Source organism: Xanthomonas sp. NCPPB 1062, assembly GCF_041481705.2.
Taxonomy (GTDB): Bacteria; Pseudomonadota; Gammaproteobacteria; order Xanthomonadales; family Xanthomonadaceae; genus Xanthomonas; species Xanthomonas euvesicatoria.
The window spans coordinates 2,746,383-2,770,814 of record NZ_CM192987.1 but is presented as its reverse complement, the minus strand read 5'-3'; the positions used below and the strand labels follow the sequence as shown (position 1 = coordinate 2,770,814).

Here is a 24,432-nt window from a genome sequence, read left to right as displayed (position 1 = left end):
GAGCAGGCGCTCGCGACTTATGAGCACCCTGGCCTAGGTTGAAAATCAACAACCGGCCAACTGCTCAAACCAATCCCGAATGCCCAATCCCGAATCCCGGGCCGCGCAGCGGCCCTACAGCCACTTGGCGCGCTTGAACAGGCGATACAGCACCAGGCACGAGCCCACGACGCCGGCGACCAGCAATGGGTAGGCGTAGCGGGCATCGAGTTCGGGCATGTGGGCGAAGTTCATGCCGTACCAGCTGGTGATCAGGGTAGGGGCGGCCAACAGGGCGGCCCAGGCACCAAGGCGCTTGACGGTTTCGCCTTGGGCGAGCGTCACCATCGACAGGTTGACGCTGAGCGCCGTGCCCAGCATCTCACGCAAGGTGTCGATGGCATCGTTGATGCGCACTGCGTGATCGAGCACGTCGCGCAGGTAAATGCCGACTTCTTCGTGGATCAGGGAGCCGGGGTTGCGCTTGAGGTGCGAGAGCACGTCCTGCAACGGCGCCACCACCAGCCGCATCTTGTTGAGTTCGCGCTTGAGCTCATACAGGCGCACCACCGTCTCGCGCTTGTAGTCGTCGGCGAAGATGTCTTTTTCCAGGCGTTCCAGCGTGTCGCGGAACTCGTCCATGATCGGCAGGTAATTGTCGACCACGAAATCGAGCACGCCGTACAGGCAGAACGACGCGCCCATGTGCAGCATCGCCGGCTCGCGTTCGACCCGATGCCGCACCGGCGCGTACGACAGCGACGCGCCATGCCGTACCGTCAACAGGAAGCGCCTTCCCAGGAACGCGTGCGTCTCGCCATAGCGAATGCGCTCGTTGACCAGCTGCGCGGTGTTGACCACCACGAACAGCGAATTGCCGTAACTCTCGGCCTTGGGGCGCTGATGCGCCTTGAGCGCGTCTTCGATCGCCAGATCGTGCAGGCCGAATTCGTCCTGCAACTTGCGCAGCACCGATTCCTGCGGCTCGTACAGCCCCACCCAGACGAAGCCATCCGGCCGCTGCAGCACGTCGCTGATGTGCTCCAGGCTGATGTCGTGGCGCTTGCCGTCGCCGTCGTAATAAGCGCAGGTGATGACGCAGGACGGATTATCGGGATGATGGCCGTTGCTGTTCATGAGCGCATCCTTCAATCAGCGCGTACGTGCGGGCAGGTCACGCGGTCGCAGGGCAATGGCAAGTGCGGTGTGGATCGGCAACAGCAGCATCACCCATTGCAGGTTGTCCTGCGCCTGGAAGGACAGCCAATGGATCACCAACGCCGCCAGCGCGCACGCCGCCACCACCCAGGACAGCACGTTGAACCAGCGGCCCGGCCGATGGCCCAGCTGCAGCCGTATGCCACCGAACCACAGCAGTACGCACAGCGGGTTGACCAGCAGCAGGTTGCGGTTGGCCCATGCCGATTGATGTGCAGTGAATCCCCACAGATACACCAGCAGGCCGCCGCCGATGGCGCACGCCAGCCAGAACGGTAACGCCAGTCCAGCCAGCAGGCGCTGCCTGCTGCCCAAGGCCAGCACGCCTGCGGCCAAGATGAGCCCGGTCAGCAACCACGGCCACCAGTGTCGCTGCTGTTCGGCGGGCTCGGGCGCGATGCGATGCGGCAGCAATACCTGCGTGGATTGCACCAACGGGCGACCGGCGCTGTTGTGCACCTGGGTCAGGCTGTCGGCCAGCCGCATCGGCACGAAGGCTTCTTCCCAGCGCGACAATGGGCGATCGGCGTACGGTCCCAGGCCCAGGTCGAAGCCCAGCCACATCCACGGGGCAGGGGAGGCCAGGCGCACCGCTTCGCTGCGGAAGGTGTTGCCGCGCGAACGACCGGCCAGTTGCGATTTGAGCGCGCCGCCCATTGCACGGTCCAGCGTGTCGCGGACCATGGTGGCGCAGTTGGCCATGAAGTAATCGTAGTGGTAGCGCGCGTTTTCCGGTTGGCTACGCACCGCTAAGCCCTCGGCCAGCGCAAGCGCCTGATCTGGCGGCAGATCCAGCCACTGGATGCTGACACCGCGCCCGGCATCGCGATATTGCGACAGGTCTTCTTCCAGCGGCAGCGCGACCAGGTAATACATCATTTCGCCGCGCGCAAAACGCGGTACGAAGTCCGGCTCGCTCGGGTCGAAGAAGCCGAAGTTGTACGAGGTGGCCTGCTGCGTGCGCGGATCGACCACCACGATGGCATCGTGGCCGAAACGTTCGAAAAACACTTCGCCCGGTTGCATGGTCACCACGCCGATCCGCGGCGCCGACTGGGACGCAGGGTCGGCTTCCGGGGCGGGCGCCTGCGCGAAGGACGCCGGTGTCACCAACAGCGACAGCAACGCCAGCAGCCAGCACGCAGCCCAACGCCGGGCACTGCAGCGCGCCTGCGCTGCAGCGGTCATGCCATGCGACAGGTTCAAGCGTCGTCCTGCGGATCGGGCGGCAGAATGGTGACGTGGAAGGCATGCACGCGCCGCGCATCGGCCTTGGCCACGCGGAATGCAAAGCGCCCCAGCGTCAACTCTTCGCCGGTTTCGGGCAGGTGCCCGATCGCATCGGTGACCAGCCCACCCACGGTGTCGTACTCGTCGTCGGGGAACTCGGCGCCAAAGCGTTCGTTGAAGTCTTCGATCGGCGTCAGCGCATCGACCACATAGCGCCCATCAGCCTGGATCGCAATGAGCGAATTCTCTTCTTCGGCATCGTCGTGCTCGTCGTCGATCTCGCCGACGATCTGCTCCAGCACGTCCTCGATGGTGACCAGCCCGGCAACACCGCCGTATTCGTCCACCACGATCGCCATGTGGTTGCGCGAGAGGCGAAATTCCTTGAGCAGGACGTTGAGCTTCTTTGACTCAGGGATCAGCACTGCCGGGCGCAGCAGTTCGCGCACGTTGCCCGGGCCGTTGTCGGCCACCACGCCGCGCAACAGGTCCTTGGCCAGCAGGATGCCGAGCACTTCGTCCTTGTTCTCGCCGTGGACCGGGAAGCGCGAATGGCCCGATTCGACCACCTGCTTCATCAGGTCGATGAAACGCGCCTCCACCGGCAGCGAGACCATCTGCGAGCGCGAGATCATCACATCGCCCACGGTGAGCTCGGACACGGAGATCGCGCCTTCCATCATGCGCAAGGTGTCTGCGGCGATGAGACCGTCCTGTTCGGCGGTCCGCAGCAAGGCGACGAGTTCGTCGCGGGTGTGGGGTTCGCCGGAGAAGGCAGCGCTGAGGCGCTCGAGCCAGCTACGGCGTTTTTCCGGTGTTTCTGGGGATTGGCTACTGTCGTCTTCGGACATCGTGACGGGGAAGGGCACCCGGCAAACCAGGCGTTAGTCATCAGTCTAGCAGGAAGCCGGCAAGGCGCTGTGGATGCGCCGTTACCTGGCCGGTCTCAGGGCAGATCCAGGCTGTAGCCGCAGCCGACCACGGTCTTGCCCGGGTGCGATTTGACGTTGGTCACGCTCAGCACGACCGATTCGATCATCGCCTCGCCGGTCTTGGGATTGGTTGTGTCTTCGCTGACCAGCTCGCGCCCGTACATGACCTTCTCGGCGTTATCCACGCCCAGTTCCAGATCCAGCTGCTTGGCGAGCGGGCGCGGGTCGGGCAGGTCCAGGATCGCCATGATGCTGGCGCCGGAAAACGCGATGTGATTGGTACTGTGGCCGAACACGCGAATGGGCGTGTTGAGAGTGTACTCGGTCATGAACAGGTTGGACTGGTCCAGCGGCGTCCAGCCCAGCGCCACCGCCTTGAGCGGGTCGGCCAGTACCGGCGCCAACGCGCTGAAATCGCCGATGCGCTGGCGGCATTCGATCAAGGCGGCAAGGTCCGGGCGCACCGGCGCGGTCTGCGCCCAGGCGCCGGGCGCGCTCAACAGCAGCAGGGCGCCGGCAATGCAAAAACGCATCAGTGTTCTCCTGCGTAAGGGTCGTCGATGCCGAGGTCGGCCAGGATCTCGCGCTCCAGTTGCTCCATCGCCTCGGCCTCCTTGTCGTCTTCGTGATCCCAGCCAAGCAGGTGCAAGGTGCCATGCACGGTCAGGTGCGCATAGTGCGCAGCCAGCAATTTGCCTTGCTCTGCGGCCTCGCGCGCCACCACCGGTGCGCAGATCACCAGATCGCCCAGCAGCGGCATCTTGATGCCCTTGGGCAGGCCTTCCGGCAGTTCGGCAGGGAAGCTCAGCACGTTGGTGGCGTAATCCTTGCCGCGGTAATGGTGATTGAGCGAGCAGCCTTCCTTCTCGTCGACCACGCGCACTGCCAGATCGGCCTCGCGGATGCGTCCCTTCAACGCCGCGGCCACCCACTTGCGAAAACTCACCGCCGACGGCAGGCCGGCGCGCGGCAGCGCATAGCTGACGGCAACGTCTAGGCGGACAGGGCCCTTGGTCATGGGAACACCAGCATTCAGATCAGACAGAGGTGACAGTATCGCCCGAGTAGCGTCTTGCGGCGACGCCTGCGTGTGCGTGCTTGGCCCGCCGGTCCGGGATCAGCGAACGCACTCGACCAGCACCATGACAAGCGCGCCACCGTTGGCAACACGATAAAACGCACTGCCCATCGGCCCGTTCTGGCAATGCGGATCGACCCGGTTGACTTCCAGGGCCGGCGCGAAACCTGGTGGCGATTGTGTCCAGATTGCGGCTTGGCCGCGCTCCAGCAGGCGACCTACCAGATAGCGCGTGTCGGCGCTTTCCTTGTCATCTTGAGCCACCGCGCAGCCGAAGCGGTCGTGCGCTTTGCCGGTAGAGGCAAGTAGCGCCTGCGCTCGCGTGCCGGCAAGCAGCGCTTGTCGCTGCGCATCCTCATCAACCCCCGCACCGGCTGCAGCCTTCGCCACTGCCAGGTGTTCCAGTTCGGCCCGATCCAACAGGATGGTCGCTTGCCCAGCGGCCACCGAGACACAGGACGCGGCAAGTTGCTGCCGCAACATGACGTGCGTGGTCGTGTCGGCCTGCTGGCGTGCCTGCGCATGCGCAGGTTCATGGCAAGCCAGCGCCAACCAGACTCCCAACAGTAGGGCGCGGCCTTGCACGGTCAGTCGGCCGCAGGAGGCTGCAGCGCGTTATCGCGCTTGTCGTAGGCGGTGACAATGCGCTGCACCAATGGGTGACGCACCACGTCGCGCGCTTCGAAGAAGGTGAAACTGGTGCCTTCCACATCGCGCAGCACTTCGATCGCATCGCGCAGGCCGGATTTGACGTGCTTGGGCAGATCGATCTGGGTAAGGTCGCCGGTGACCACCGCCGTGGAGCCGAAGCCCAGGCGGGTCAGGAACATCTTCATCTGTTCGATGGTGGTGTTCTGCGCTTCGTCCAGAATCACATATGCATCGTTGAGCGTGCGACCGCGCATATAGGCCAGCGGCGCGATTTCGATGACGTTGCGCTCCAGCAACTTGACCACTTTTTCCACGCCGAGCATTTCGTACAGCGCATCGTAGAGCGGGCGCAGGTACGGGTCGACCTTCTGGCTGAGATCGCCCGGAAGAAAGCCGAGTTTTTCGCCGGCTTCCACTGCCGGGCGCACCAGGATCAACCGCTGCACCCGCGACTCGTTGAGTGCTTCAACCGCGCTTGCTACCGCCAGGAAGGTCTTGCCGGTGCCGGCCGGGCCGATACCGAAATTGATGTCGTGGGTGGCGATCGCGTGCAGGTATTTGGCCTGGTTGGCGCCACGGCCACGCACGGTGCCGCGCTTGACCTTGATCGCCACATCCTGGGCCTGATATGCGCGCTCGGCCACATGCTCGAGGTTGGCATCGTTGAGCCGCAGGTGGATTGCGTGCGTGTCGAACGTGGTGGTTGCGGCCTCGTCGTACAACGCGGTCAACAGCGACTGGGCGGCGGCGATGGCCGGCTCCGGTCCGGTCACCCGGAAGACGTTGCCACGGTTGGCGATCTCGACGCCAAGCTTGAGTTCGATCTGGCGCAGATGCGCATCGAACGGACCGGCCAGATTGGCCAGACGCTCGATGTCCTCGGGTTCCAGGGTGAAATCGCGATGTGCGGGTGCGTTCATGGTTGGATCGGACGGCGCACCTGGGTGCGCGTCGGTAGGGCGGGAGCGAAAGGGTAGCGCGCGGCATGTGATCCCACCAACACAGCGGGCGGCGCGGCACCTCGGCGACGCGCCGGTCCGCACAGGCATGCAGGTTTTCCACAACCGCTGTGGAGTCACGCATCACTAACCTGTGGATAAAACTCGCCGCGCTTACTGGCGCAAGGTTTGCCGGGTTGGTGGCGAAAAAAACGCCAGTACCGACAGGGTTGTCCACACAGGATGTGGATCGAATTCGGCAAAGCCTGTGGGTAAGTAAGACGAGGCCTTGCGCTGCAAGGCGCTACGGATGTGTGGTGAAATTTTGACCATTTCCCGCGAGACGCTTCGGCGCGTGGTCGCCTTGCTTGAAGGGGCGCCGCATTGCGCAGCGCCCGCGCGCCATCACTGTGCGCTGTCGTCCAGTTGAATCCGGCCACGCAGCGAATTGCTCATCGCCTCGGTGATCAACACATCGACGAACTGTCCGATCAAACGCGGGTTGCCTGGGAAATTCACCGGGCGCATGTTCTCGCTCTTGCCGGTCAGTTCGTTCGGGTCGCGCCGCGAGGGGCCTTCCACCAGCACGCGTTGCACGCTGCCCACCATCGATTGCGAAATGCTCGCCGCGTGCGCGTTGATATGCGCCTGCAGACGCGCAAGACGCGCCTGCTTCACCGCCTCCGGCGTGTCGTCCTGCAGGTCCGATGCCGGGGTGCCGGGACGGCGCGAATACACGAACGAAAAGCTCTGGTCGAAGCCCACGTCCTCGATCAGCTTCATGGTCTTTTCGAAGTCCGCTTCGGTCTCGCCAGGGAAGCCGACGATGAAGTCCGAACTGATCGAGATGTCCGGGCGCACTGCGCGCAGCTTGCGGATCTTCGACTTGAATTCCAGCGCGGTGTAGCCACGCTTCATCGCCGACAGGATGCGGTCGCTGCCGGCCTGCACCGGCAGGTGCAGGTAGTTGGCCAGCTGCGGTACATCGCGGTAGGCATCCACCAGCGAATCGGAAAACTCCAGCGGATGCGACGTGGTGAAGCGGATACGGCCGATGCCGTCGATCTGCGCGATGGTGCGGATCAGCAGGCCCAGATCGGCGTACTGCGCGGCGTCGCCGGCATCGGCGCCATACGCACCGCGGTACGCGTTGACGTTCTGGCCGAGCAGGTTGATCTCGCGCACGCCTTGCGCCGCCAATTGCGCCACTTCCACCAGCACGTCCTCGAACGGCCGGCTGACTTCTTCGCCACGGGTGTAGGGCACCACGCAGAACGAGCAGTATTTGGAGCAGCCTTCCATGATCGAGACGAAGGCCGACGGACCTTCGGCACGCGGCTCGGGCAGACGGTCGAACTTCTCGATTTCCGGGAAGCTGATGTCCACCTGCGACTTGCCCGATTCGCGTCGCGCGCGAATCAGTTCCGGCAGCCGGTGCAGGGTCTGCGGGCCGAACACCAGGTCCACGTAGGGCGCACGCTTGACGATGGCTTCGCCTTCCTGCGACGCCACGCAGCCGCCGACGCCGATGATCACCGGCTTGCCGCCGGCCTTGAGCGCCTTCCAGCGACCCAGCTGGCTGAAGACTTTTTCCTGGGCTTTTTCGCGAATGGAACAGGTATTGACCAGCACCACATCCGCTTCCTCGGGGTTGTCGGTCAGCTCCAGGCCTTCGGAAGCGGCAAGCACGTCGGCCATCTTGGCCGAGTCGTACTCGTTCATCTGGCATCCGTGGGTCTTGATATAGAGCTTGCCGCGTACCACGGCAGGCGCCGATGGGCGCGCGACGGGCAAGGGCAACAGGGCGGGTGCGTCCACGGCAGCGGCCGCGGACAGGTCGGAAACGGGTGTCCCGGGCATGGCGCTTATTCCAGGCGGGTAGAAGAGAGCCGCGCAGTTTACCCGCTTGCGCTGGCGCCGTCCGCGGCCGCACGCCCGGCGTCGACGGCTTCGGCGCGCGCCACTGCCGGGCGCGCGGCCATCCGGGCGATATAGGCGCGGGTCGGGGCGGGCGGGTCGATCAGGCCAAACTCCACCATCCACGCCAAGGCGCCGCCCCACAGCACATCGGCCGCACTGCAGCGCTCGCCCAGCAGGTAATCGCCCTTGGCCAGCTGCGCATCAACCACCTGCAGCACCGTGTCGGCGTCGGCATAAGGCGAGAGCGAGCGCGGCGGGGCGCTACGCTTGAGCGCAAGATCGATGATCGCCGGTTCGAAGGCCGAGCCGTAGAACGCAAGCCAGCGCAGGTAGGCGCCACGGTCGGCATCGCCCGGCGCCGGTGACAGGCCGGCCTCCGGATACAGCTCGGCCAGGTACTGATAGATGGCGCCCTGCTCGGTGACCACGCTGGTGCCGTGAACGATGGTCGGTATCTTGCCCATCGGGTTGATCGCAAGGAATTCCGGCGTGCGCTGCTGCTCCTTTTCCAGATCGATGGGCTGCAGGCTGTAGCGTGCGCCCAATTCTTCCAGCAAGACCAGGACCCCCCGCGAGCGGGAGCGGGGGTTGTGGAACAGGGTGACGTGGCGGTCGTCGGACATTGCGGTCTCCAGGGTGGCTGCGGTGGCGAAGCGAGTGGGATGGCGGGTATCGCGATCTTACGGACCACTTGCGGACAGTTTCTGTCCGCAATACGGTGGCGCGATGGCCTCTACCGCTGCTCGCCTGTTGCGTCTGCTTTCCCTGCTGCAAGGTGGCCGGAGTTGGTCCGGTGTGGCGCTGGCAGAACGTTTGGACATCCATCCGCGCAGCCTGCGGCGCGATATCGAGCGCCTGCGCGAAGCGGGTTATCCGGTGCATGCAGCGCCCGGCAGCGGCGGCGGCTACCGGCTGGGGCAGGGCGGTGCGGCATTGCCGCTGTTGTTGGAAGAAGACGAGGCGCTGACCGTGGCGGTCGCTTTGCGCGCCGCCGCGCCAGCGGTGCGCGGGATGGACGCCGCGGCGGCACGCGTGATGGCCAAGCTGGATCCCCTGCTGCCGCGCCGCAGCGGCCAGCGCGCCAGTGCCGCGCATGCCGCCATGGCCAGCATGCCGGCTTCCGAAACGGAATCGCTGGTCGATGCGGGCCTGCTTGCCCAGTTGGCTGCCGCCTGCCGCGACCGGGCCACGCTGCGGCTGGACTATCGGCGCCATTCGGGTACGGCCATCACCCGCAGCGTCGAGCCGGCGCTGCTGGTGAACTACGGGCGGCGTTGGTACCTGCTGGTCTGGGACTGCGAACGCCAGGACTGGCGCAGCCTGCGCGCGGACCGGATCGATCAGGCGGTCGCCACCGGCGCGCGGTTCGCCCCCCGCGCATTGCCCGAAGAGCCGCTACAGCTATTGCGCAAGGCGATCGGCGAAGCGCCGTTTCCGTGCCGGGCGCGGGTGCGTCTGGCCGGCACGGTCGAGGCATTGGCAGCGCGCATTCCGCCCTGGCTGGGTGCCTTGCAGGCCGATGGTCCCGCACATTGCTGGCTGGGTCTTGGCGCCCCGAGCATGCCTGCGCTGGCGGCCAACCTGTTGTTGCTGGACCTGCCGTTCGACGCGATTGCGCCGGCCCAAGCCCGCCACACCTTGACGCAGGCGCTGGACACGTTGCGCACGCAGCTGGACCGGCTGCCCCAGTGAGGCGGCCAACAGGCCATCGCGCGTGGGCGTCAGGTGGGCGCGGCGAACGCGTTATCGGGAGTGCGGGATGGGTACTTGAGGATTTCGAGCACCGGTCCCGCACGCCTGGCCGCGGCGCGGGCGCCTTGCGCGCTGCTCCAGACGCTGGCCGACACTTGGCAAGCCCTGGGCAAGCTGGGACACTCCGCGCATGAAGGGGATGTCAAGATTGCTGGGGCTGATGCTCGTCACGTTGTCGGCTGCGCCGGTCAGCGCCGGCACGCTGTACAAGTGCGTCGGCGCTGACGGTATCACCAGTTACCTGAGCAAGCGCCAGAGCGGCTCCACCTGCAGCGTCATCAGCAGCTATACCCCCGATCGTGCGGCCCGCCGCCTGCCGTCATCTCCCTCGGCCGGGCGTCTGGCCGTCAGCCCCGCGCCCCGCATGGCCAATGTCGACAGCGGCGCGCCGGCCACCATTATCAGCCAGCCAGTCAGCCAGCCGCCGCGGCACGCTGCCGAGGTCGCTTCGGCGCCGGCTCCGCGTGCCTTGCCGGAGTCGTCCGTCTCGGTCGTCACACCGCCAGCGGCAGCAGCAACCAATCCGCGCCGGGTCGTCAGCGGGCAGGTGTACTCTTATATGAAGGACGGCGTGCGCCACTACACCAGCGCCCGGCCGCGCCAGGTCGCCAGCATCGAAGGCCTGCGCACCATCCATTACAGCTTTATCGAAACCTGCTACGCCTGCGGTGCCAAGCCCGGGGTCAATTTTGGTGCGATCCGGCTCAACACCAACGCCTATCAGCAGGAAATCGCAGCGGCGGCGCGCGAGTTCGGGGTGGAAGAATCGATCGTGCGCGCGATCATCCACGCCGAATCGGCCTACAACCCGCTCGCGCTCAGTCGTGCCGGCGCGCAAGGCCTGATGCAGTTGATGCCGGGCACCGCGCGCCGCTTCGGTGTCAGCGATGCCTATGATGCAACGCAAAATATTCGTGGCGGCGTGCAATATCTGTCCTGGCTGCTGAAACGCTTCAATGGCGACCTCACCCTGGCCGCTGCCGGCTACAACGCCGGCGAGGGCGCAGTCGACCGTTACGGCGGCGTACCGCCGTATAGCGAAACCCAGCGCTACGTGCAACGCGTGGGCGTATTGGCCGGCCGCTATCGTGGCCAGGCCACAGCAGCCAACTGAAGCGGCTGGCAAAACGACCGCGCAGCCGCCCGGCGGGCGCGGCCGGTGCTCCTGGCATGTCATAAGCAGCGCGGCGTCTGCGCGATCCATTCCCGGCCCCCTCCTTGACGTCTTGGTCGCTGCTCTTGGGAATCTTTGCCACGGCGCTGCGCCGAGTGCGGTGGGGCAAGTGCTTCGGTCTCCGCAACATCGGTTGCAGCGCCCATAGCCAGTCGCGAACGAGCGTATTGCTGCGCTTGCACCATATCCACGCATCCACCGCACGCGCGCATTGCCGTTGCAGCCCACGCAAGGGCACTACGTCACAGCCATCCGTCTCCCACGCGCGTTGAACTCCATCGGAGCGGCTGCCGCTTGCATGGGCCGTTGCATCGCATAGGGCCGACTGCGTACATTGCGTTGTCTGTGCATTAAGCGTTCCGCTACACTGCGGTCGATTCATCGCGGCTGGACCCCCCGCCAGCCGTTGGCAGCCTCACGCTACCTAATCAAGATCGGAGAGCCGGATGGCCAACGATGGGGTTAACGCACCTGCTGATATCGGGCGTCGTCGGTTTTTAACCGCGACAACGGCCGTGGTCGGTGCGGTCGGAGCAGGATTCGTTGCAGTTCCGTTCGTGAAGTCGTGGAATCCCAGTGCGCGTGCCAAGTTGGCTGGCGCACCGGTCACCGCCGACATCAGCGCCTTGCAGGAAGGCCAGCGCATGGTCCTTGAATGGCGCGGTCAGCCAATCTGGATCGTCAAGCGCTCCAAGGCCATGCTCGACGCGCTCCCGTCGCTGGACGACCGGCTCAAGGACCCCAAGTCCGAGAACAAGGATCAGCAGCCGGAGTACGTGCTGAAAAACCCGGAATATCGCTCGATCAAGTCCGACATTTCGGTGCTGGTGGGGCTGTGTACGCATCTGGGTTGCTCGCCGGAGATGGTCGCCGAAATCCGCCCCGAGCCTTACGACCCGCAGTGGAAGGGCGGTTACTTCTGCCCTTGCCACAAGTCGCGCTTCGACATGTCTGGCCGCGTCTTCGACGGCGTGCCGGCACCGATCAATCTGCTGGTGCCCCCACACCACTACGTGGACGACAACACCTTGGTGATCGGCGTCGATCCTGACGATGCCGGTGCGTCGGCCAAAACCACGGGGGCTGCCTGATGAGCAATGTTCTGGTCCGTACCGCCAATGGCGTGTTTGATTGGGTCAACGAGCGCGCGCCCGGGCTGATGCCCATGTACCGCAAGCACATCAGCGAGTACTACGCGCCGAAGAACTTCAACCTCTGGTACTACTTTGGCTCGCTGGCCATCGTGGTGCTGGTCAACCAGATCGTCACCGGCATCTTCCTGACGATGCACTACAAGACCAGCGCCGCCGATGCATTCGCTTCGATCGAATACATCATGCGCGACGTGGAGTGGGGCTGGCTGATCCGCTACATGCACAGCACCGGTGCCTCGCTGTTCTTCATCGTGGTGTATCTGCACATGTTCCGCGGCTTGATGTACGGCAGTTACCAGAAGCCGCGCGAGCTGGTGTGGATTCTCGGCATGCTGATTTACCTGGTGCTGATGGCCGAAGCCTTCATGGGCTACGTGTTGCCGTGGGGGCAGATGTCGTTCTGGGGCGCGAAGGTGATCATCTCGCTGTTTGGCGCCATTCCGGTGATCGGCAATGGGCTGACCGAATGGATCATGGGCGACTACCTGCCCGGCGATGCCACGCTCAATCGCTTCTTCGCCTTGCACGTGATCGCACTGCCGTTAGTGTTGCTGCTGTTGATCGTGCTGCACATCGGTGCGCTGCACGAAGTGGGTTCCAATAACCCGGACGGGGTGGACATCAAGAAAGGTCCAAAGGGCAATCGCTGGGATGCGCACAAGCCGGCGGACGGCATTCCGTTCCATCCGTATTACACGGTCAAGGACCTGGTCGGCGTTGGATTCCTGCTGTTGATCGCTGCCTTCATCATCTTCTTCGCGCCGGCGTTCGGCGGCCTGTTCCTGGAGCACGACAACTTCACCGAAGCCAACCGGCTGGTGACGCCGGAGCACATCAAGCCGGTGTGGTACTACACGCCGTACTACGCCATGTTGCGCGTGGTGCCCAACAAGCTGGGCGGGGTGCTGGTGATGTTCTCGGCCATCGCGATCCTGTTCCTGGTGCCCTGGCTGGATCGCGCCAGGGTGCGCTCGGTGCGCTACCGCGGCTGGATTTCCAAGCTGGCGTTGGGCGTGCTGGTGGTGTGCTTCGTCTGGCTGGGTGTGATCGGTTCCGGCCCCGGCACCGACGCGCACGAGACCTATGTCGGGCGCGTGCTGACCTTCCTGTACTTCGCCTTCTTCATCACCATGCCGGTGTGGACGCGGCTGGACAAGACCAAGCCGGTTCCGGAGCGGGTGACGACCCATGACTAATTCCAACGTGACGTCATGGAAGTCGCGCGTGGTCGCCTTGCTCTGCGGCCTGGTAATCGCTGGTGGTGCGATGGCGGCCGAAGGCGGGGCGGTGCAGCAAGCAGGTAATGACTTGAGCGATCGCGCATCGCTGCAACGTGGTGCGCAGTTGTTCATGAACTACTGCTCCGGCTGCCATTCGTTGAAGTACCTGCGCTATTCGCGCATGGCCAGCGATTTGGGCCTGAGCGAAGAGGAGGTCATGACCAACCTCAACTTCACCGGCGCCAAAGTCGGCGAACATATCGAAGGCACCATGCCGCACGACGCGGCGACCAAGTGGTTCGGCAAGGCGCCGCCGGATCTGACCTTGATTGCACGCGTGCGCGGTACGGACTGGGTCTACACCTATCTCAAGTCGTTCTATCTGGACCAGACCCGCCCGCTGGGCTGGAACAACAAGCTGTTTCCGAACGCCTCCATGCCCAACCCGCTATGGGAGTTGCAAGGCCTGCAGCAGGCGCAATTCGGCCCGGCCGACAAGGCCACCGGCGACAAGCCGGTAGAGGCATTGAAGCTTGGGCAGCCAGGGCGTCAAACACCGGTGGAATTCGACCAGACCGTGCGTGATATCGCCAACTTCCTCGAGTATGCCGGCGAGCCGGCCGCATTGAAGCGCCAAAGCATGGGCGTGTGGGTGGTCCTGTTCCTGGCGCTGCTCACCTTCATCGCTTATTTGTTGAAGAAGGAATACTGGAAGGACGTGCACTGAACGCTGCGTAGGCCGTCATCGGCTGCGGGAGCGAACAATGCAGTGCAGGGCAGGCAGGTATCGCAGGTGCTTGGGATACCTCTATTTGTCGCCGAGCCTTGTGGGCGCTCCCAACAGAAAGCGCTAGCCCCCACCTCCCGTGCGGAGAGGGGGCGGGCTGATGGTTGGCAAGCGAACAGCATGTCGATCGGGGCCGTCAGCGTAGATCCCTGCAACAGGGTTGCAGCGCCCACATCTCCTGCGGTCCCGCGGGAGCAGCGCAGCAGCTGGCTTATCGGAACATTAATAAGCCCTATCACTCTTGGCTTTTGCGTGACGTGATTGCACACTCGATAGACCGTGGTGACTGTCGGCGTTGGGCCGGCCGCGCCGATGCGGCCGGCGGATTCCGGTCGTCGGAGAGCCTTGAATGGCGACGAGTGTGCGTATGCGGAATACCTTGACTTTGTTTTCGTCCAACGACGACGTGTTGTGCCACCGGGTCCGTCTGGTCCTGGCGGCGAAAGGGGTGACCTACGACCTGGTGCCGGTCGACCCGCAAAATCCTCCCGAAGATCTGATCGATCTCAATCCCTATCATTCGGTGCCGACGCTGGTCGAACGCGACCTGGTGCTGTACGCCGCCTCGGTGGTCAGCGAATACCTGGACGAGCGCTATCCGCATCCGCCGCTGATGCCGGTCGACCCGCTTTCGCGCGCGCGTCTGCGCCTGGCGATGTTGCGCATCGAGCATGACTGGGTGCCGCAAGTGCAGGCGATCCAGCTCGGCAACAAGACGCAGGCCGAGGCCGGCCGCAAGCGTCTGAAAGAACTGCTTACCGCCTCGGTGCCGTTGTTCAAGGCCAGCAAATTCTTCCTCAATCCGGAAATGAGTCTGGCCGATTGCGCGATGGCGCCGATCATCTGGCGACTGGACGCGTTGGAAATCAGCCTGCCCAAGGACGGTAAGGCGATCGAGGATTACGGCAACCGGATCTTCCGCAACCCGGGCTTTATCCGCAGCCTGACCGATCAGGAAAAGAAGCTGCGCGATCTGCCGGGCTGATGCGACGGCTGTATGCCAACAGACCGACTTCCGATCGCGTGGCCGCCGCGACGGGCCATGTGCGGGTAAAATGACGCAATGAGCGAAGATTTCCCCCGCATGACCAGCCATCGCCCGTACCTGTTGCGGGCCTTGGTCGAATGGATCAACGACAACGGCATGACGCCGCACGTTTTGGTGGATGCCGGCCTGCCCGGTGTGCAGGTGCCTGCCAGTGCCGTCAAGGACGGTCGCGTCGTGTTGAATATCGCCGAGCGTGCCGTGGTCGGCCTGCAGGTGGACAACGAAAGCGTGAGCTTTACCGCGCGCTTCGGTGGCGTGAGCCACCCGGTGATGGTGCCGATGGCCGCCGTACTGGCGGTCTATGCGCGCGAAACCGGGCAGGGCATGGCGCTGCCGGACGACATCCCCGGCACCAACAGCGAGCCGCCGGATCCGGGCTCGCCCCCACCGAGTGCGCCGACGCCGGACGAACCGTCCAGCGGTGGCAAGCGCCCGCATCTTCGCGTGGTGAAGTAAGGACAGCACACCACACGCCTGCGCCGCCGCACGGCGAGTGCAGGCCGGTGCGCGGAATCAGCAGGGACCACGTGTAAGCTGAAGTTCCTGCGTGCCGTCCACGGCTACCGGTGACGGCGTCCCAGGTTCTGTTGGCTGCGCTGAAAGCGGCAAGCGTATGACCTGCAGACTCGCCAAGTGGAGGGTTCGATTGCACGTAGAGCGCACCCGTCATGTCGATTGCAGCGCGCCGGATCCGTCCGGCGCACTCGACGACGTGTACGAGTACGACATCTATCACTTCGTGGATGGCGAGCGTTGTCTGATTGCGCGCAGCTACATCGACACGCCGCGTGAGGCGCATTTTCTCAGCATGGAAATTGCCGGCAAGTCGCGTCTATTGAAGGATGCCGGCCTGCTGGATCCGTTGTGGCTGTTTGCCCAGGCGCAGCTGCGTCGAGAGGGCAAGCTGCAGTTGTGCTGGCTGAGCGGCAGGGACAATGGCTACGAGCCCGTTCCCGCGGATTCGACGTCTTTGGAATGAAGTGGCCGGCTGTGTGGAGTGCCGCCGACTGATGCAATGGCCAGCCGCGTGCACAGACGGCGAAAGCGCGCAGCAATAGCTCGATGATTGCTGGAATCCAGAGGGAAGCTGGCCGGCCAATCGCTGTAACCCAGACATGTGAAGCTGCAGGTATGTCAGGTGTCAGCGCGCGGTGAGCTGCAGCTGCGCGCCTCACTCCAGACGCTCATGCTCCGGGTGCAATGCCCTGACGGTAGCGACCTGCGGCCCGGTGAAGGCAATCAGTTGATCGCCGCGCAGCACCAGCTTGCCGCTATGGCGATCCACGCCGTCGTAGGAATAGTCGAAGCGGAAGGTGCGCTCGAAGCCCAGCCAGCCGCTGGGCATCCTGCACACGCGGATATTGGTGGAATGCACGCTCTGGTCCAGCCATTGCACGTCGGCCGCGCGGCAGGCATTGCGGCCAAGAATGTCGGCGCGTTCGGCAGCCGCGCGCGAGGAGTTCCAGAACGCGAACAGCGCGGCGCCGGCGATCATGAAAAGAATCAGGCTGGGCATGCCGCCAATGTGCCACGGCACGTGGCCGGCGGACAATCGCCGGGCCGGCGCCGCAACGTTGCGAAGGCGTCGCCTTGCCGACGGCAGAGGCCGCCACCATTGCGCTAAGAGCGGCTAACAAAACCTAGCGAGCAGCTGTCAGGTGGGCGCGGACGGCGCGCTCAGACCGGAGTGTACGAGTGGTACAGGCCGATTCCGAGCACCGGCCGCGCCCGCCTGGCGGCTGTGCAGTCGTTTTGTAGCCGCTCTAAATCGTTCACTGCCGGCCTGGCCCGTGGCTTGTCTGGACCGCTGCGCAGCCCCATTGATTATGGTTCCGCCGAGTTACATCCGCGCGCCTTGCCGTCATGATGAGCAATGGTGTCGGGCATTGCCAATGCATCCTGTCCTGCAACACTTCCATCCTGTGGTCGCTGCGTGGTTCGCGCAGACCTTCGCTGCGCCGACACCGGCGCAGATCGCCGCGTGGCCGGCGATCCAGGCCGGACGCCACACGCTGGTGGCCGCGCCGACCGGCTCGGGCAAGACGCTGACGGCCTTCTTCGCCGCCATCGATGCATTGATTCGCGACGGGCTGGCCAACGGCGGTGCGTTGCCCGACGAAACCCGTGTGATCTACGTCTCGCCGTTGAAGGCCTTGTCCAACGACATCCACCTCAATCTGGACGCGCCCTTGCAGGGCATCCGTGCGGCGCTGGTCGCCGGCGGCTTGCCGGATGTGCCGATTCGTACCGCGGTGCGTACCGGCGATACCCCGCAGCGCGAGCGCGCGCAGGCGCGTCGCACGCCGCCGCATATTCTGGTGACCACCCCGGAGTCGCTGTACGTACTGTTGGGGTCGGCATCCGGGCGCGCGTCGCTGCAGCATGTGCGCACCGTGATCGTCGATGAAATCCACGCGGTGGCGTCGGACAAGCGCGGCAGCCACCTGAGCCTGACGCTGGAGCGCTTGCAGCGGCTGGTCGCGCAGCCGATCACGCGGGTGGGGCTGTCGGCCACCCAGAAGCCCATCGAAACGGTGGCGCAATTCCTGGTCGGTGTCGACGCAGACGGCGTGCCGCCGCCGTGCGAGATCGTCGATATCGGCTACACCCGCAAGCGTGATCTGGCCCTGGCGTTGCCGCCCACGCCGCTGAGCGTGGTGATGTCCAACGACCAGTGGCTGCAGGTGTATGCCGATGTGGCCGCACTGGCGCAGCAACATCGCACCACGCTGGTGTTCGTCAACACACGGCGCATGGCCGAACGCGCGGCGCGGCATCTGGGCGATCTGCTCGGCAAGCAGCGCGTGTCGGCGCATCACGGCAGCCTGTCGCGCGAGACGCGCCTGCTGGCCGAGCAACGGCTCAAGGCCGGCGATCTCACCGTGTTGGTGGCGACCGCATCGCTGGAACTGGGACTGGATATCGGCGATGTCGATCTGGTCTGCCAGCTCGGTTCGCCGCGCTCGATTGCCACCTTCCTGCAACGCGCCGGGCGTTCCGGACACAAGGTCGGCGGTACGCCCAAGGCGCGCCTGTTTCCGCAGACCCGCGACGAACTGGTCGAATGCGCCGCGCTGCTGGACAGCATCCGCCGCGGCGAACTGGATGCCTTGCGCATTGTGACGGCGCCGGTGGATGTGCTGGCGCAGCAGATCGTTGCCGAAGCCGCATGCGAAGACTGGGACGAAGATGCGCTGTTCGCGCTGGTGCGGCGCGCGTGGCCGTTCGCCGGGTTGAGCCGTGCCACCTTCGGCAGCGTGGTGCGCATGTTGTGCGATGGCTTCAGCACCCGCCTCGGTCCGCGCGCCGGGTATCTGCATCGCGATGCCGTGCACCGGCGCCTGCATGCACGGCGCGGTGCGCGCATGACGGCGCTCACTTCCGGCGGCACCATTCCCGAAACCGGCGACTACAGCGTGGTGCTGGAACCGCAGGCCGAAAAGATCGGCACGGTGAACGAGGATTTCGCCGTTGAAAGCCTCACCGGCGATGTGTTCCAGCTCGGCAATGCGAGCTACCGCATCCTGCGCGTGGAGGCCGGGCGCGTGCGCGTGGAAGATGCCAAGGGCGCGCCGCCGAACATTCCGTTCTGGCTGGGCGAAGCGCCGGGCCGCAGCGATGAGCTGTCTGCGGCGGTGTCGCGCCTGCGTGGCGAGATTGCCGCGCGGCTGGACACCGCGCCGCACCAGGCGGCTCGCGACTGGCTGCAGCGCGAGCTGGAGATGTCCGCCGAAGCGGCGCGGCAACTGGTGGATTATCTGGCAAACGCTTGCACGGCATTGGGCGCGATGCCCACCCAGCAGTGCCTGGTGATGGAGCGCTTCTTCGATGCCAGCGGCGGTACCCAGCTGGTCATCCATTCGCCATACGGCAGCCGCATCAATCGTGCGTGGGGGCTGGCGCTGCGCAAGCGCTTCTGCCGCACCTTCAATTTCGAATTGCAGGCGGCGGCCACCGAAGATGCGATTGTGTTGTCGCTGTCGACCAGTCATAGCTTTGCGCTGGAAGAGGTTGGCCGTTACCTGCATTCGTCGTCGGCCGAGCATGTATTGATCCAGGCATTGCTGGACGCACCACTGTTCGGCGTGCGCTGGCGCTGGAACGCCACCAACGCGATGGCGCTGCCGCGCTTCAGTGGCGGCAACAAGGTGGCGCCGCAGTTGCAACGCATGAAGTCCGAAGATTTGCTCGCCACGGTATTCCCGGACCAGGTGGCCTGTGCGGAGAATCTGGTCGGCGAACGCGAGGTGCCCGACCACCCGTTGGTGGCACAGACCCTGGAAGATTGCCTGCATCACGCCATGGATAGCGACGGCTGGCTGCAGGTGTTGCGCGGCCTGGAATCGGGCGCGGTGACGCTGGTCGCGCGCGACCTGGCGGCGCCGTCGCCGCTGGCCGCCGAAGCCTTGAATGCGCGTCCGTATGCATTTCTCGACGATGCGCCACTGGAAGAACGCCGTACCCAGGCCGTGCAAAGTCGCCGCTACACGCCGCAGACCAGCGACGACCTGGGCCAGCTCGATCCGCAGGCGATTGCCGCAGTGTGCGAAGAGGCCTGGCCACAGCCGCGCGATGCCGAAGAAATGCACGAGGCATTGGTGGTGCTGGGCGTGTTGCCGGTCGCAGAGGCTACCGACGCGCAGTGGCAGGCATGGTTGGCCGCGCTGGCCGCAGCGGGTCGTGCCAGCTGCATTGCCTTGCACGGCAGCCCGGCGCTGTGGGTCAGCGCCGAGCGTATCGACTGGTTCTTGCCGTTGTATCGGCAAGCAACTGTGCAGCCGCCGTTGCAGGCGCCGGCCGATTGCCGCGTTGCCGACTGGCAGCGCGACTGGGCGGTACGCGAACTGCTGCGCGGGCGCTTGTCCGCGGTCGGCCCGGCACAGGTGCCGGCCTTGTCTCACGCATTGCAGGTGCCGGAAGCAGAAATCGCGCTCGCACTGGCGGCCTTGCAACGCGAGGGCTACGTCATGGCCGGGCAGTTCAATGCGCATGTGCAGGGCGAAGAGTGGTGCGAGCGCCATCTGTTGGCACGCATCCACCGCTACACGCTGGGGCGCCTGCGCCGCGAGATCGAACCGGTATCGCAACGCGATTACGCGCGTTTTCTGTTCGAGTGGCAGCACGTGGACAGCAGCAGCCGGGTGGCCGGGCCGGATGCGCTGGCCGGTGTGGTGGGGCAACTCGAGGGCTTCGAGGCGCCTGCGGTGCTGTGGGAGAGCGAGCTATTGCCGGCGCGCATCCGCGACTATCAACCGGCCTGGCTGGATGAGTTGTGCACTGCCGGGCGCACGCTGTGGGCACGCCTGCGGCCCGGCGGCGGCCGCAGCGGCGCTGCACTGCGCAGTACGCCGATCGTGCTGCTGCCACGACGCGAAGCGCAGCGTTGGAGCGCGTTGGCGCGCGATGCCGACGACGCGCCATTGGGCTCCCGCGCGCAACGGGTCATGCAGGTGCTGCAGCAGCAAGGCGCGCTGTTCTTCGACGAAATCGCCGACGCGGCACATCTGATGAACACCGAGCTGGAAGATGCCTTGAGCGAGCTGGTGATGCGTGGCCGCGCGCATTGCGACAGCTATGCCGGCCTGCGCGCGCTGCTGGTGCCGGCGTCCAAGCGGCCGTCGGCACTGTCGCGGCAGCGTCGCCGTGCCAGCGCACTGGGCATCCGCGATGCGGGCCGCTGGGCGCCGGTGCGGGCGCTGCCCGACCTGCCGCTTGCCGAAGCCGCGCAGCGCCATCAGGACACGCTCGAACACGTCGCGCGCACGCTGCTGCGGCGCTACGGCGTGGTGTGCTGGCGGCTGCTCGAACGCGAGGCCGCATGGCTGCCGCCATGGCGGGAATTGCTGCGCATGTATCAACGGCTGGAAGCGCGTGGCGAAATCCGCGGCGGGCGGTTTATCGCCGGGCTGTCCGGCGAGCAGTTTGCGTTGCCGGACGCGATTGCGGCCCTGCGCCGTGTGCGCGCGCAGCCGTTGCCGCAGCAATGGATCTGCGTCAGTGCCAGCGACCCAAGCAACCTGCTCGGCAGTCTGCTGCCCGGCGAGCGGGTCGCGCGCGTGCCGGGCAACCGCGTCGCTTCGCTGGATGGGCTGCCGATGGCGGTCTGGGCGGCAGACCGCTTCCAGGCCTTGCAGGAGCTCACCCCCGAGCAGGCCGAGCAGGCGTTGCGTCTGCTACAGCGCGGACCGGGCGCGGCCGAGCAATCGCCGATGGAGCGCTGGTTGGCTCAATCGCCCGCGGGCGGCGTGCCTTTTCCGGTCACGCGCGGAAGCGGACGCGACACATAGCGGCTATCTGCAACCACCCAGCGCCATGGCGCGTCCACGGCCTTGCGGATGCCGATGCGCGGCGTTGCCACTGGATGGGAGGGGGGCGGCACGCCGTCGTCTTCGATCCAGAGCCGCGCGGCCGCAGTGCTGAGATCCAGCCCATTGTCGGCGGCGGTCACGCCGAACGCCTGCGCCAGGCGGCCTGGGCCGGTGGTCAAGGCGGTGACCGGCGCGGCGCCGCGCGCGGCCTGCATGCGATCGATACCGGCCAGCGGTTCCAGTGCGCGGATCAGCACCGCATGCCCGGGCGCACCGCCGCACACCGCATTGATTGCCCAATGCATGCCATAGATGAAATACACATACAGGTGCCCCGGCGCACCGAACATCACCCGCGTGCGCGGAGTCATGCCGCGGAACGAGTGCGCGGCCGGGTCGTCGCTGCCGCAGTAGGCTTCCACTTCGGTGATGCGCCCGCGGCGTCCGTCAGCACTGACCAGCACCTTGTTGAGCAATTGCGGCGCGACGTGGCGGGCATCGTGGGCATAGAACGTGCGGGGCAAGGGCTTTGCAGGCATGGCCAAAGCACAGCTGCGCGGACGTGATGTCCCAGCGGTGTGGCCTGGACAGCGCACGGGCGGGGGTAGGGTTTTTCCGAATATGGGCGGTGATGAGCGCGTGATCTGTCACAAAAGCGCAGATTCGATTTGATGAATAGGCACTCCGGCTCTGGATGCATCTCAAGCGCGTTTTGTCGTCGCCGATAGCCATTAGCGATGGGTTAGACCCGCCGTATCGCCATGCGCGGTACGCGCAGCGCCATCGCCTTCCTGTAGCGCATGTCGCCCACGCATCCTTCTTGAGAGAACTCCCCAATGTTAGGCAACTTCAGAATCGGAACCAGACTGATCGTGGCATTCCTGATCGTCTCGGCCATCGGCGCATGCATCGGGTGGGTGGGCTATTCCAACTCCGGCCGCATCAGCGCGCTGTCGACGTCGTTGTACGAGCGCGAGTTGCTCGGCATGTCCCATGTCAAGGAAGCCAACATCAACCTCATCTATGCCGGCCGCGCGCGCGCCAACCTGTTGTTGGCCAGCAGTGCAGAAGAGCGCCAGTCGCATGTGCAGAACATCGACAAATACACCGCCAAGGTGGTCGATCACATGGCCCGTGCGCGGGAGAGCTTCCAGAGCGAGGAAGGCAAGAACAAGCTGGCGCAATTCGATCGCGCCTGGCAGAAGTATCTGGACGAGCGCGGCCGCTTCATCGAAGTCGCCAACCGCGAAGCGTTGCGCGAGGCCAATCCGGAACTGGCCGCGCTCTCGCGCGCGGTACGTGCCAGTTCGGACGAAGTGGATAACCTGATGACCGACCTGAGCGGCCTGCGCGAGCGCAGCGCCGCGGCGGCCAACGCCGAAGCCGACGCGATCCACACACGCAGTTCCAGGCTGTTGGTGGCCATCATCTGCAGCGGCGTGTTGCTCGGTGCCATTCTCGGCGTGGTGATCAGCCGCAGCGTCACCGGGCCGATCCGCCGCGCGGTGGCGGTGGCCAACGGCTTGTCGGAAGGCGATCTCACCATGCGCATCGATGTGCATGGCCGCGACGAAACTGCGCAACTGCTCGAAGCGATGCGCACCATGGTGCAAAAGTTGTCGCAGGTGGTCGGCGAGGTCAATACCAGTGCCGAAACCCTTGCCAGCGCGTCGGAGGAAGTCAGCGCCACTGCGCAGTCGCTGTCGCAGGCGGCCAGCGAACAGGCCGCCGGTGTGGAAGAAACCAGTGCGTCGCTGGAGCAGATGACCGCATCGATCAGCCAGAACACCGAGAACGCGCGCGTCACCGACGGCATGGCCACCCAGGCCGCGAAAGAAACCGTGGAAGGCGGCGAAGCGGTGGTGGCCACCACCCAGGCGATGAAGCAGATCGCGCAGAAGATCGGCATCATTGACGACATCGCGTACCAGACCAACCTGCTTGCGCTCAATGCCGCGATCGAAGCCGCGCGCGCCGGCGAACATGGCAAGGGGTTTGCCGTGGTCGCCGCCGAGGTGCGCAAGCTGGCCGAACGCAGCCAGGTGGCCGCGCAGGAAATCGGCGAGGTGGCCAGTTCCAGCGTGGAATTGGCCGACCGCGCCGGTCGTTTGCTGGATTCGATCGTGCCCAGCATCAAGCGCACCTCCGACCTGGTGCAGGAAATTTCCGCCGCCTCCGAGGAGCAATCTTCCGGCGTCAGCCAGATCAATTCGGCGGTCGTGCAGTTGAGCCAGACCACCCAGCAGAACGCCAGCGCATCCGAAGAGCTGGCCGCCACTGCCGAGGAAATGAGCGCGCAGGCCGAACAGCTGCAGCAGAGCATGGCGTTCTTCCGGCTGGGCGGGCAGGGCGCGCCGACTCCGCCGCCCAAGCGCCGCAAGCAGGTCGCTGCGCGTCCGGCGCGTGCGGCGGGTACGCGTGGCTGGCGCAGCAACGCAGCGCCGGCGTATGCGATGTCCGAGGGCCCGGACGAAGGCCAGTTCGCGCGTTTCTGAGAGAGCGACCAATGACCGCACCGACGCTTGATGTGATGCCCGGCGACGCCGATGTCGCCGCGCAATATCTGACCTTTCAACTGGATGGCGAAACCTTCGCCACCAGCATTCTCGGCATCCGCGAGATCATTCAATACCGCGCTCCCACACCGGTGCCGTCGATGCCGGATTGCGTGCGCGGGGTGATCAATCTACGCGGCGCGGTGGTGCCGGTGGTGGATCTGCAATCGCGGTTGGGGCGCGCAGACAGCACGATCGGCAAACGCAGCTGCATCGTGATTGTGGCCACCGAACAGGCGCAGGGCACGCAGGTGATTGGCGTGCTGGTCGATGCGGTCAATGCAGTGATCGAACTGGCCGATCAGGACATCGAAGCGGCGCCGTCGTTCGGCACGCATATCCGCCGCGATCTGCTGCGCGGCATGGGCAAGGTCGGCGAGCGCTTCGTGGTACTGCTGGAGATGGAGCAGGTGCTGCAGGTGGACGAGATCGCCGGAAACACCGACGCACTGGCGGCCTGAGCGACAGCCGTGCAGCAGGGCGATCGG

22 protein-coding genes and 1 other RNA gene are annotated in these 24,432 nt (G+C 65.3%); 11 read left to right on the top strand and 12 right to left on the bottom strand.

Annotated features, from left to right (window positions below; genetic code table 11):
• Positions 1-114: 114 nt before the first annotated feature.
• The 9 genes from ACCQ16_RS12235 to ACCQ16_RS12195 all read right to left on the bottom strand — a co-directional run bounded on the left by ACCQ16_RS12235 (position 115) and on the right by ACCQ16_RS12195 (position 8,569).
• Positions 115-1,116, bottom strand: coding sequence for a magnesium and cobalt transport protein CorA (locus ACCQ16_RS12235; protein ID WP_011347784.1), 1,002 nt, complete (start codon positions 1,114-1,116; stop codon positions 115-117).
• 15 nt (positions 1,117-1,131) lie between these two features.
• Positions 1,132-2,385: a lipoprotein N-acyltransferase Lnb domain-containing protein gene (locus ACCQ16_RS12230; protein ID WP_277572791.1), complete on the bottom strand. Its 1,254-nt coding sequence runs from the start codon at positions 2,383-2,385 to the stop codon at positions 1,132-1,134.
• Between the two features lie 14 nt (positions 2,386-2,399).
• Positions 2,400-3,278 (bottom strand): CorC family transporter, encoded by an 879-nt coding sequence (locus ACCQ16_RS12225; RefSeq protein WP_008571326.1) that lies wholly within the window; start codon positions 3,276-3,278, stop codon positions 2,400-2,402.
• A gap of 95 nt (positions 3,279-3,373) precedes the next feature.
• Positions 3,374-3,892 carry a hypothetical protein gene (locus ACCQ16_RS12220; protein WP_011347782.1) on the bottom strand — a complete coding sequence of 173 codons (519 nt, stop codon included), beginning with the start codon at positions 3,890-3,892 and terminating at the stop codon, positions 3,374-3,376.
• Positions 3,892-4,377, bottom strand: a complete 486-nt coding sequence (gene ybeY / locus ACCQ16_RS12215; protein WP_008571323.1) for an rRNA maturation RNase YbeY — start codon at positions 4,375-4,377, stop codon at positions 3,892-3,894. Before ybeY ends, ACCQ16_RS12220 begins: the two co-directional genes overlap by 1 nt.
• Before the next feature lie 99 nt (positions 4,378-4,476).
• The gene (locus ACCQ16_RS12210; RefSeq protein ID WP_031423083.1) at positions 4,477-5,022 is read right to left on the bottom strand and encodes a hypothetical protein; all 546 of its coding nucleotides are present in this window, start codon (positions 5,020-5,022) and stop codon (positions 4,477-4,479) included.
• Between the two features lie 2 nt (positions 5,023-5,024).
• The gene (locus ACCQ16_RS12205) at positions 5,025-6,008 is read right to left on the bottom strand and encodes a PhoH family protein (protein ID WP_008571321.1); all 984 of its coding nucleotides are present in this window, start codon (positions 6,006-6,008) and stop codon (positions 5,025-5,027) included.
• A gap of 423 nt (positions 6,009-6,431) precedes the next feature.
• Complete coding sequence (gene miaB / locus ACCQ16_RS12200) at positions 6,432-7,886, bottom strand: tRNA (N6-isopentenyl adenosine(37)-C2)-methylthiotransferase MiaB (protein ID WP_029819632.1); 1,455 nt, start codon at positions 7,884-7,886, stop codon at positions 6,432-6,434.
• Positions 7,887-7,924: 38 nt separating this feature from the next.
• Positions 7,925-8,569, bottom strand: coding sequence for a glutathione S-transferase family protein (locus tag ACCQ16_RS12195; RefSeq protein WP_057681931.1), 645 nt, complete (start codon positions 8,567-8,569; stop codon positions 7,925-7,927).
• A 103-nt stretch (positions 8,570-8,672) separates the two neighbouring features.
• On the opposite strand from ACCQ16_RS12195, the gene ACCQ16_RS12190 reads away from it, so the two are divergent.
• The 8 genes from ACCQ16_RS12190 (at position 8,673) to ACCQ16_RS12155 (ending at position 16,060) form a co-directional block, all read left to right on the top strand.
• Positions 8,673-9,638 (top strand): helix-turn-helix transcriptional regulator, encoded by a 966-nt coding sequence (locus ACCQ16_RS12190; protein WP_014090394.1) that lies wholly within the window; start codon positions 8,673-8,675, stop codon positions 9,636-9,638.
• A 190-nt stretch (positions 9,639-9,828) separates the two neighbouring features.
• Positions 9,829-10,812: a lytic transglycosylase domain-containing protein gene (locus ACCQ16_RS12185; RefSeq protein WP_011347775.1), complete on the top strand. Its 984-nt coding sequence runs from the start codon at positions 9,829-9,831 to the stop codon at positions 10,810-10,812.
• Positions 10,813-11,318: 506 nt separating this feature from the next.
• The gene (petA, locus tag ACCQ16_RS12180) at positions 11,319-11,963 is read left to right on the top strand and encodes a ubiquinol-cytochrome c reductase iron-sulfur subunit (protein ID WP_011347774.1); all 645 of its coding nucleotides are present in this window, start codon (positions 11,319-11,321) and stop codon (positions 11,961-11,963) included.
• On the top strand, positions 11,963-13,222 hold the full coding sequence (locus ACCQ16_RS12175) for a cytochrome b (protein WP_008571315.1): 1,260 nt from the start codon (positions 11,963-11,965) through the stop codon (positions 13,220-13,222). Before petA ends, ACCQ16_RS12175 begins: the two co-directional genes overlap by 1 nt.
• A complete protein-coding gene (locus ACCQ16_RS12170; protein ID WP_014090392.1) occupies positions 13,215-13,973 on the top strand; it encodes a cytochrome c1 in 759 nt (252 codons plus the stop codon). The genes ACCQ16_RS12175 and ACCQ16_RS12170 overlap by 8 nt, the downstream gene beginning before the upstream one ends.
• A gap of 409 nt (positions 13,974-14,382) precedes the next feature.
• Positions 14,383-15,018 (top strand): glutathione S-transferase N-terminal domain-containing protein, encoded by a 636-nt coding sequence (locus ACCQ16_RS12165; RefSeq protein WP_005915265.1) that lies wholly within the window; start codon positions 14,383-14,385, stop codon positions 15,016-15,018.
• Between the two features lie 78 nt (positions 15,019-15,096).
• Positions 15,097-15,537 carry a ClpXP protease specificity-enhancing factor gene (locus ACCQ16_RS12160; RefSeq protein WP_008571311.1) on the top strand — a complete coding sequence of 147 codons (441 nt, stop codon included), beginning with the start codon at positions 15,097-15,099 and terminating at the stop codon, positions 15,535-15,537.
• Positions 15,538-15,727: 190 nt separating this feature from the next.
• Positions 15,728-16,060 carry a hypothetical protein gene (locus ACCQ16_RS12155; RefSeq protein WP_277572701.1) on the top strand — a complete coding sequence of 111 codons (333 nt, stop codon included), beginning with the start codon at positions 15,728-15,730 and terminating at the stop codon, positions 16,058-16,060.
• Between the two features lie 192 nt (positions 16,061-16,252).
• Here the strand turns inward: ACCQ16_RS12155 and ACCQ16_RS12150 are convergent, their stop codons facing one another.
• On the bottom strand, positions 16,253-16,633 hold the full coding sequence (locus ACCQ16_RS12150) for a DUF3301 domain-containing protein (RefSeq protein WP_008571309.1): 381 nt from the start codon (positions 16,631-16,633) through the stop codon (positions 16,253-16,255).
• A gap of 76 nt (positions 16,634-16,709) precedes the next feature.
• A non-coding RNA gene (locus tag ACCQ16_RS12145) (sX9 sRNA) lies at positions 16,710-16,785 on the bottom strand.
• A 188-nt stretch (positions 16,786-16,973) separates the two neighbouring features.
• Here ACCQ16_RS12145 and ACCQ16_RS12140 point away from each other — a divergent pair.
• On the top strand, positions 16,974-21,368 hold the full coding sequence (locus ACCQ16_RS12140) for a DEAD/DEAH box helicase (protein ID WP_372379969.1): 4,395 nt from the start codon (positions 16,974-16,976) through the stop codon (positions 21,366-21,368).
• Here ACCQ16_RS12140 and ACCQ16_RS12135 read toward each other — a convergent pair.
• Positions 21,308-21,913 carry a DNA-3-methyladenine glycosylase gene (locus ACCQ16_RS12135; protein ID WP_211242527.1) on the bottom strand — a complete coding sequence of 202 codons (606 nt, stop codon included), beginning with the start codon at positions 21,911-21,913 and terminating at the stop codon, positions 21,308-21,310. The two genes, ACCQ16_RS12140 and ACCQ16_RS12135, sit on opposite strands and share 61 nt — an antisense overlap.
• A gap of 312 nt (positions 21,914-22,225) precedes the next feature.
• Here ACCQ16_RS12135 and ACCQ16_RS12130 point away from each other — a divergent pair, with 312 nt between their 5' ends.
• Complete coding sequence (locus ACCQ16_RS12130; RefSeq protein WP_277572703.1) at positions 22,226-23,884, top strand: methyl-accepting chemotaxis protein; 1,659 nt, start codon at positions 22,226-22,228, stop codon at positions 23,882-23,884.
• Positions 23,885-23,895: 11 nt separating this feature from the next.
• On the top strand, positions 23,896-24,405 hold the full coding sequence (locus ACCQ16_RS12125; RefSeq protein ID WP_011347768.1) for a chemotaxis protein CheW: 510 nt from the start codon (positions 23,896-23,898) through the stop codon (positions 24,403-24,405).
• The last annotated feature ends 27 nt before the right edge of the window (positions 24,406-24,432 follow it).

Excerpts from the sequence above, each read along its gene's own strand:
- petA (WP_011347774.1), top strand. The coding sequence starts at position 11,319 with ATGGCCAACGATGGGGTTAACGCACCTGCTGATATCGGGCGTCGTCGG.
- miaB (WP_029819632.1), bottom strand. The coding sequence starts at position 7,886 with ATGCCCGGGACACCCGTTTCCGACCTGTCCGCGGCCGCTGCCGTGGAC.
- ACCQ16_RS12235 (WP_011347784.1), bottom strand. The coding sequence starts at position 1,116 with ATGAACAGCAACGGCCATCATCCCGATAATCCGTCCTGCGTCATCACC.
- ACCQ16_RS12220 (WP_011347782.1), bottom strand. The coding sequence starts at position 3,892 with ATGCGTTTTTGCATTGCCGGCGCCCTGCTGCTGTTGAGCGCGCCCGGC.
- ACCQ16_RS12185 (WP_011347775.1), top strand. The coding sequence starts at position 9,829 with ATGAAGGGGATGTCAAGATTGCTGGGGCTGATGCTCGTCACGTTGTCG.
- ybeY (WP_008571323.1), bottom strand. The coding sequence starts at position 4,377 with ATGACCAAGGGCCCTGTCCGCCTAGACGTTGCCGTCAGCTATGCGCTG.
- ACCQ16_RS12140 (WP_372379969.1), top strand. The coding sequence starts at position 16,974 with ATGCATCCTGTCCTGCAACACTTCCATCCTGTGGTCGCTGCGTGGTTC.
- ACCQ16_RS12195 (WP_057681931.1), bottom strand. The coding sequence starts at position 8,569 with ATGTCCGACGACCGCCACGTCACCCTGTTCCACAACCCCCGCTCCCGC.
- ACCQ16_RS12175 (WP_008571315.1), top strand. The coding sequence starts at position 11,963 with ATGAGCAATGTTCTGGTCCGTACCGCCAATGGCGTGTTTGATTGGGTC.
- ACCQ16_RS12165 (WP_005915265.1), top strand. The coding sequence starts at position 14,383 with ATGGCGACGAGTGTGCGTATGCGGAATACCTTGACTTTGTTTTCGTCC.
- ACCQ16_RS12130 (WP_277572703.1), top strand. The coding sequence starts at position 22,226 with ATGTTAGGCAACTTCAGAATCGGAACCAGACTGATCGTGGCATTCCTG.
- ACCQ16_RS12205 (WP_008571321.1), bottom strand. The coding sequence starts at position 6,008 with ATGAACGCACCCGCACATCGCGATTTCACCCTGGAACCCGAGGACATC.
- ACCQ16_RS12190 (WP_014090394.1), top strand. The coding sequence starts at position 8,673 with ATGGCCTCTACCGCTGCTCGCCTGTTGCGTCTGCTTTCCCTGCTGCAA.
- ACCQ16_RS12160 (WP_008571311.1), top strand. The coding sequence starts at position 15,097 with ATGAGCGAAGATTTCCCCCGCATGACCAGCCATCGCCCGTACCTGTTG.
- ACCQ16_RS12225 (WP_008571326.1), bottom strand. The coding sequence starts at position 3,278 with ATGTCCGAAGACGACAGTAGCCAATCCCCAGAAACACCGGAAAAACGC.
- ACCQ16_RS12170 (WP_014090392.1), top strand. The coding sequence starts at position 13,215 with ATGACTAATTCCAACGTGACGTCATGGAAGTCGCGCGTGGTCGCCTTG.
- ACCQ16_RS12230 (WP_277572791.1), bottom strand. The coding sequence starts at position 2,385 with ATGACCGCTGCAGCGCAGGCGCGCTGCAGTGCCCGGCGTTGGGCTGCG.
- ACCQ16_RS12125 (WP_011347768.1), top strand. The coding sequence starts at position 23,896 with ATGACCGCACCGACGCTTGATGTGATGCCCGGCGACGCCGATGTCGCC.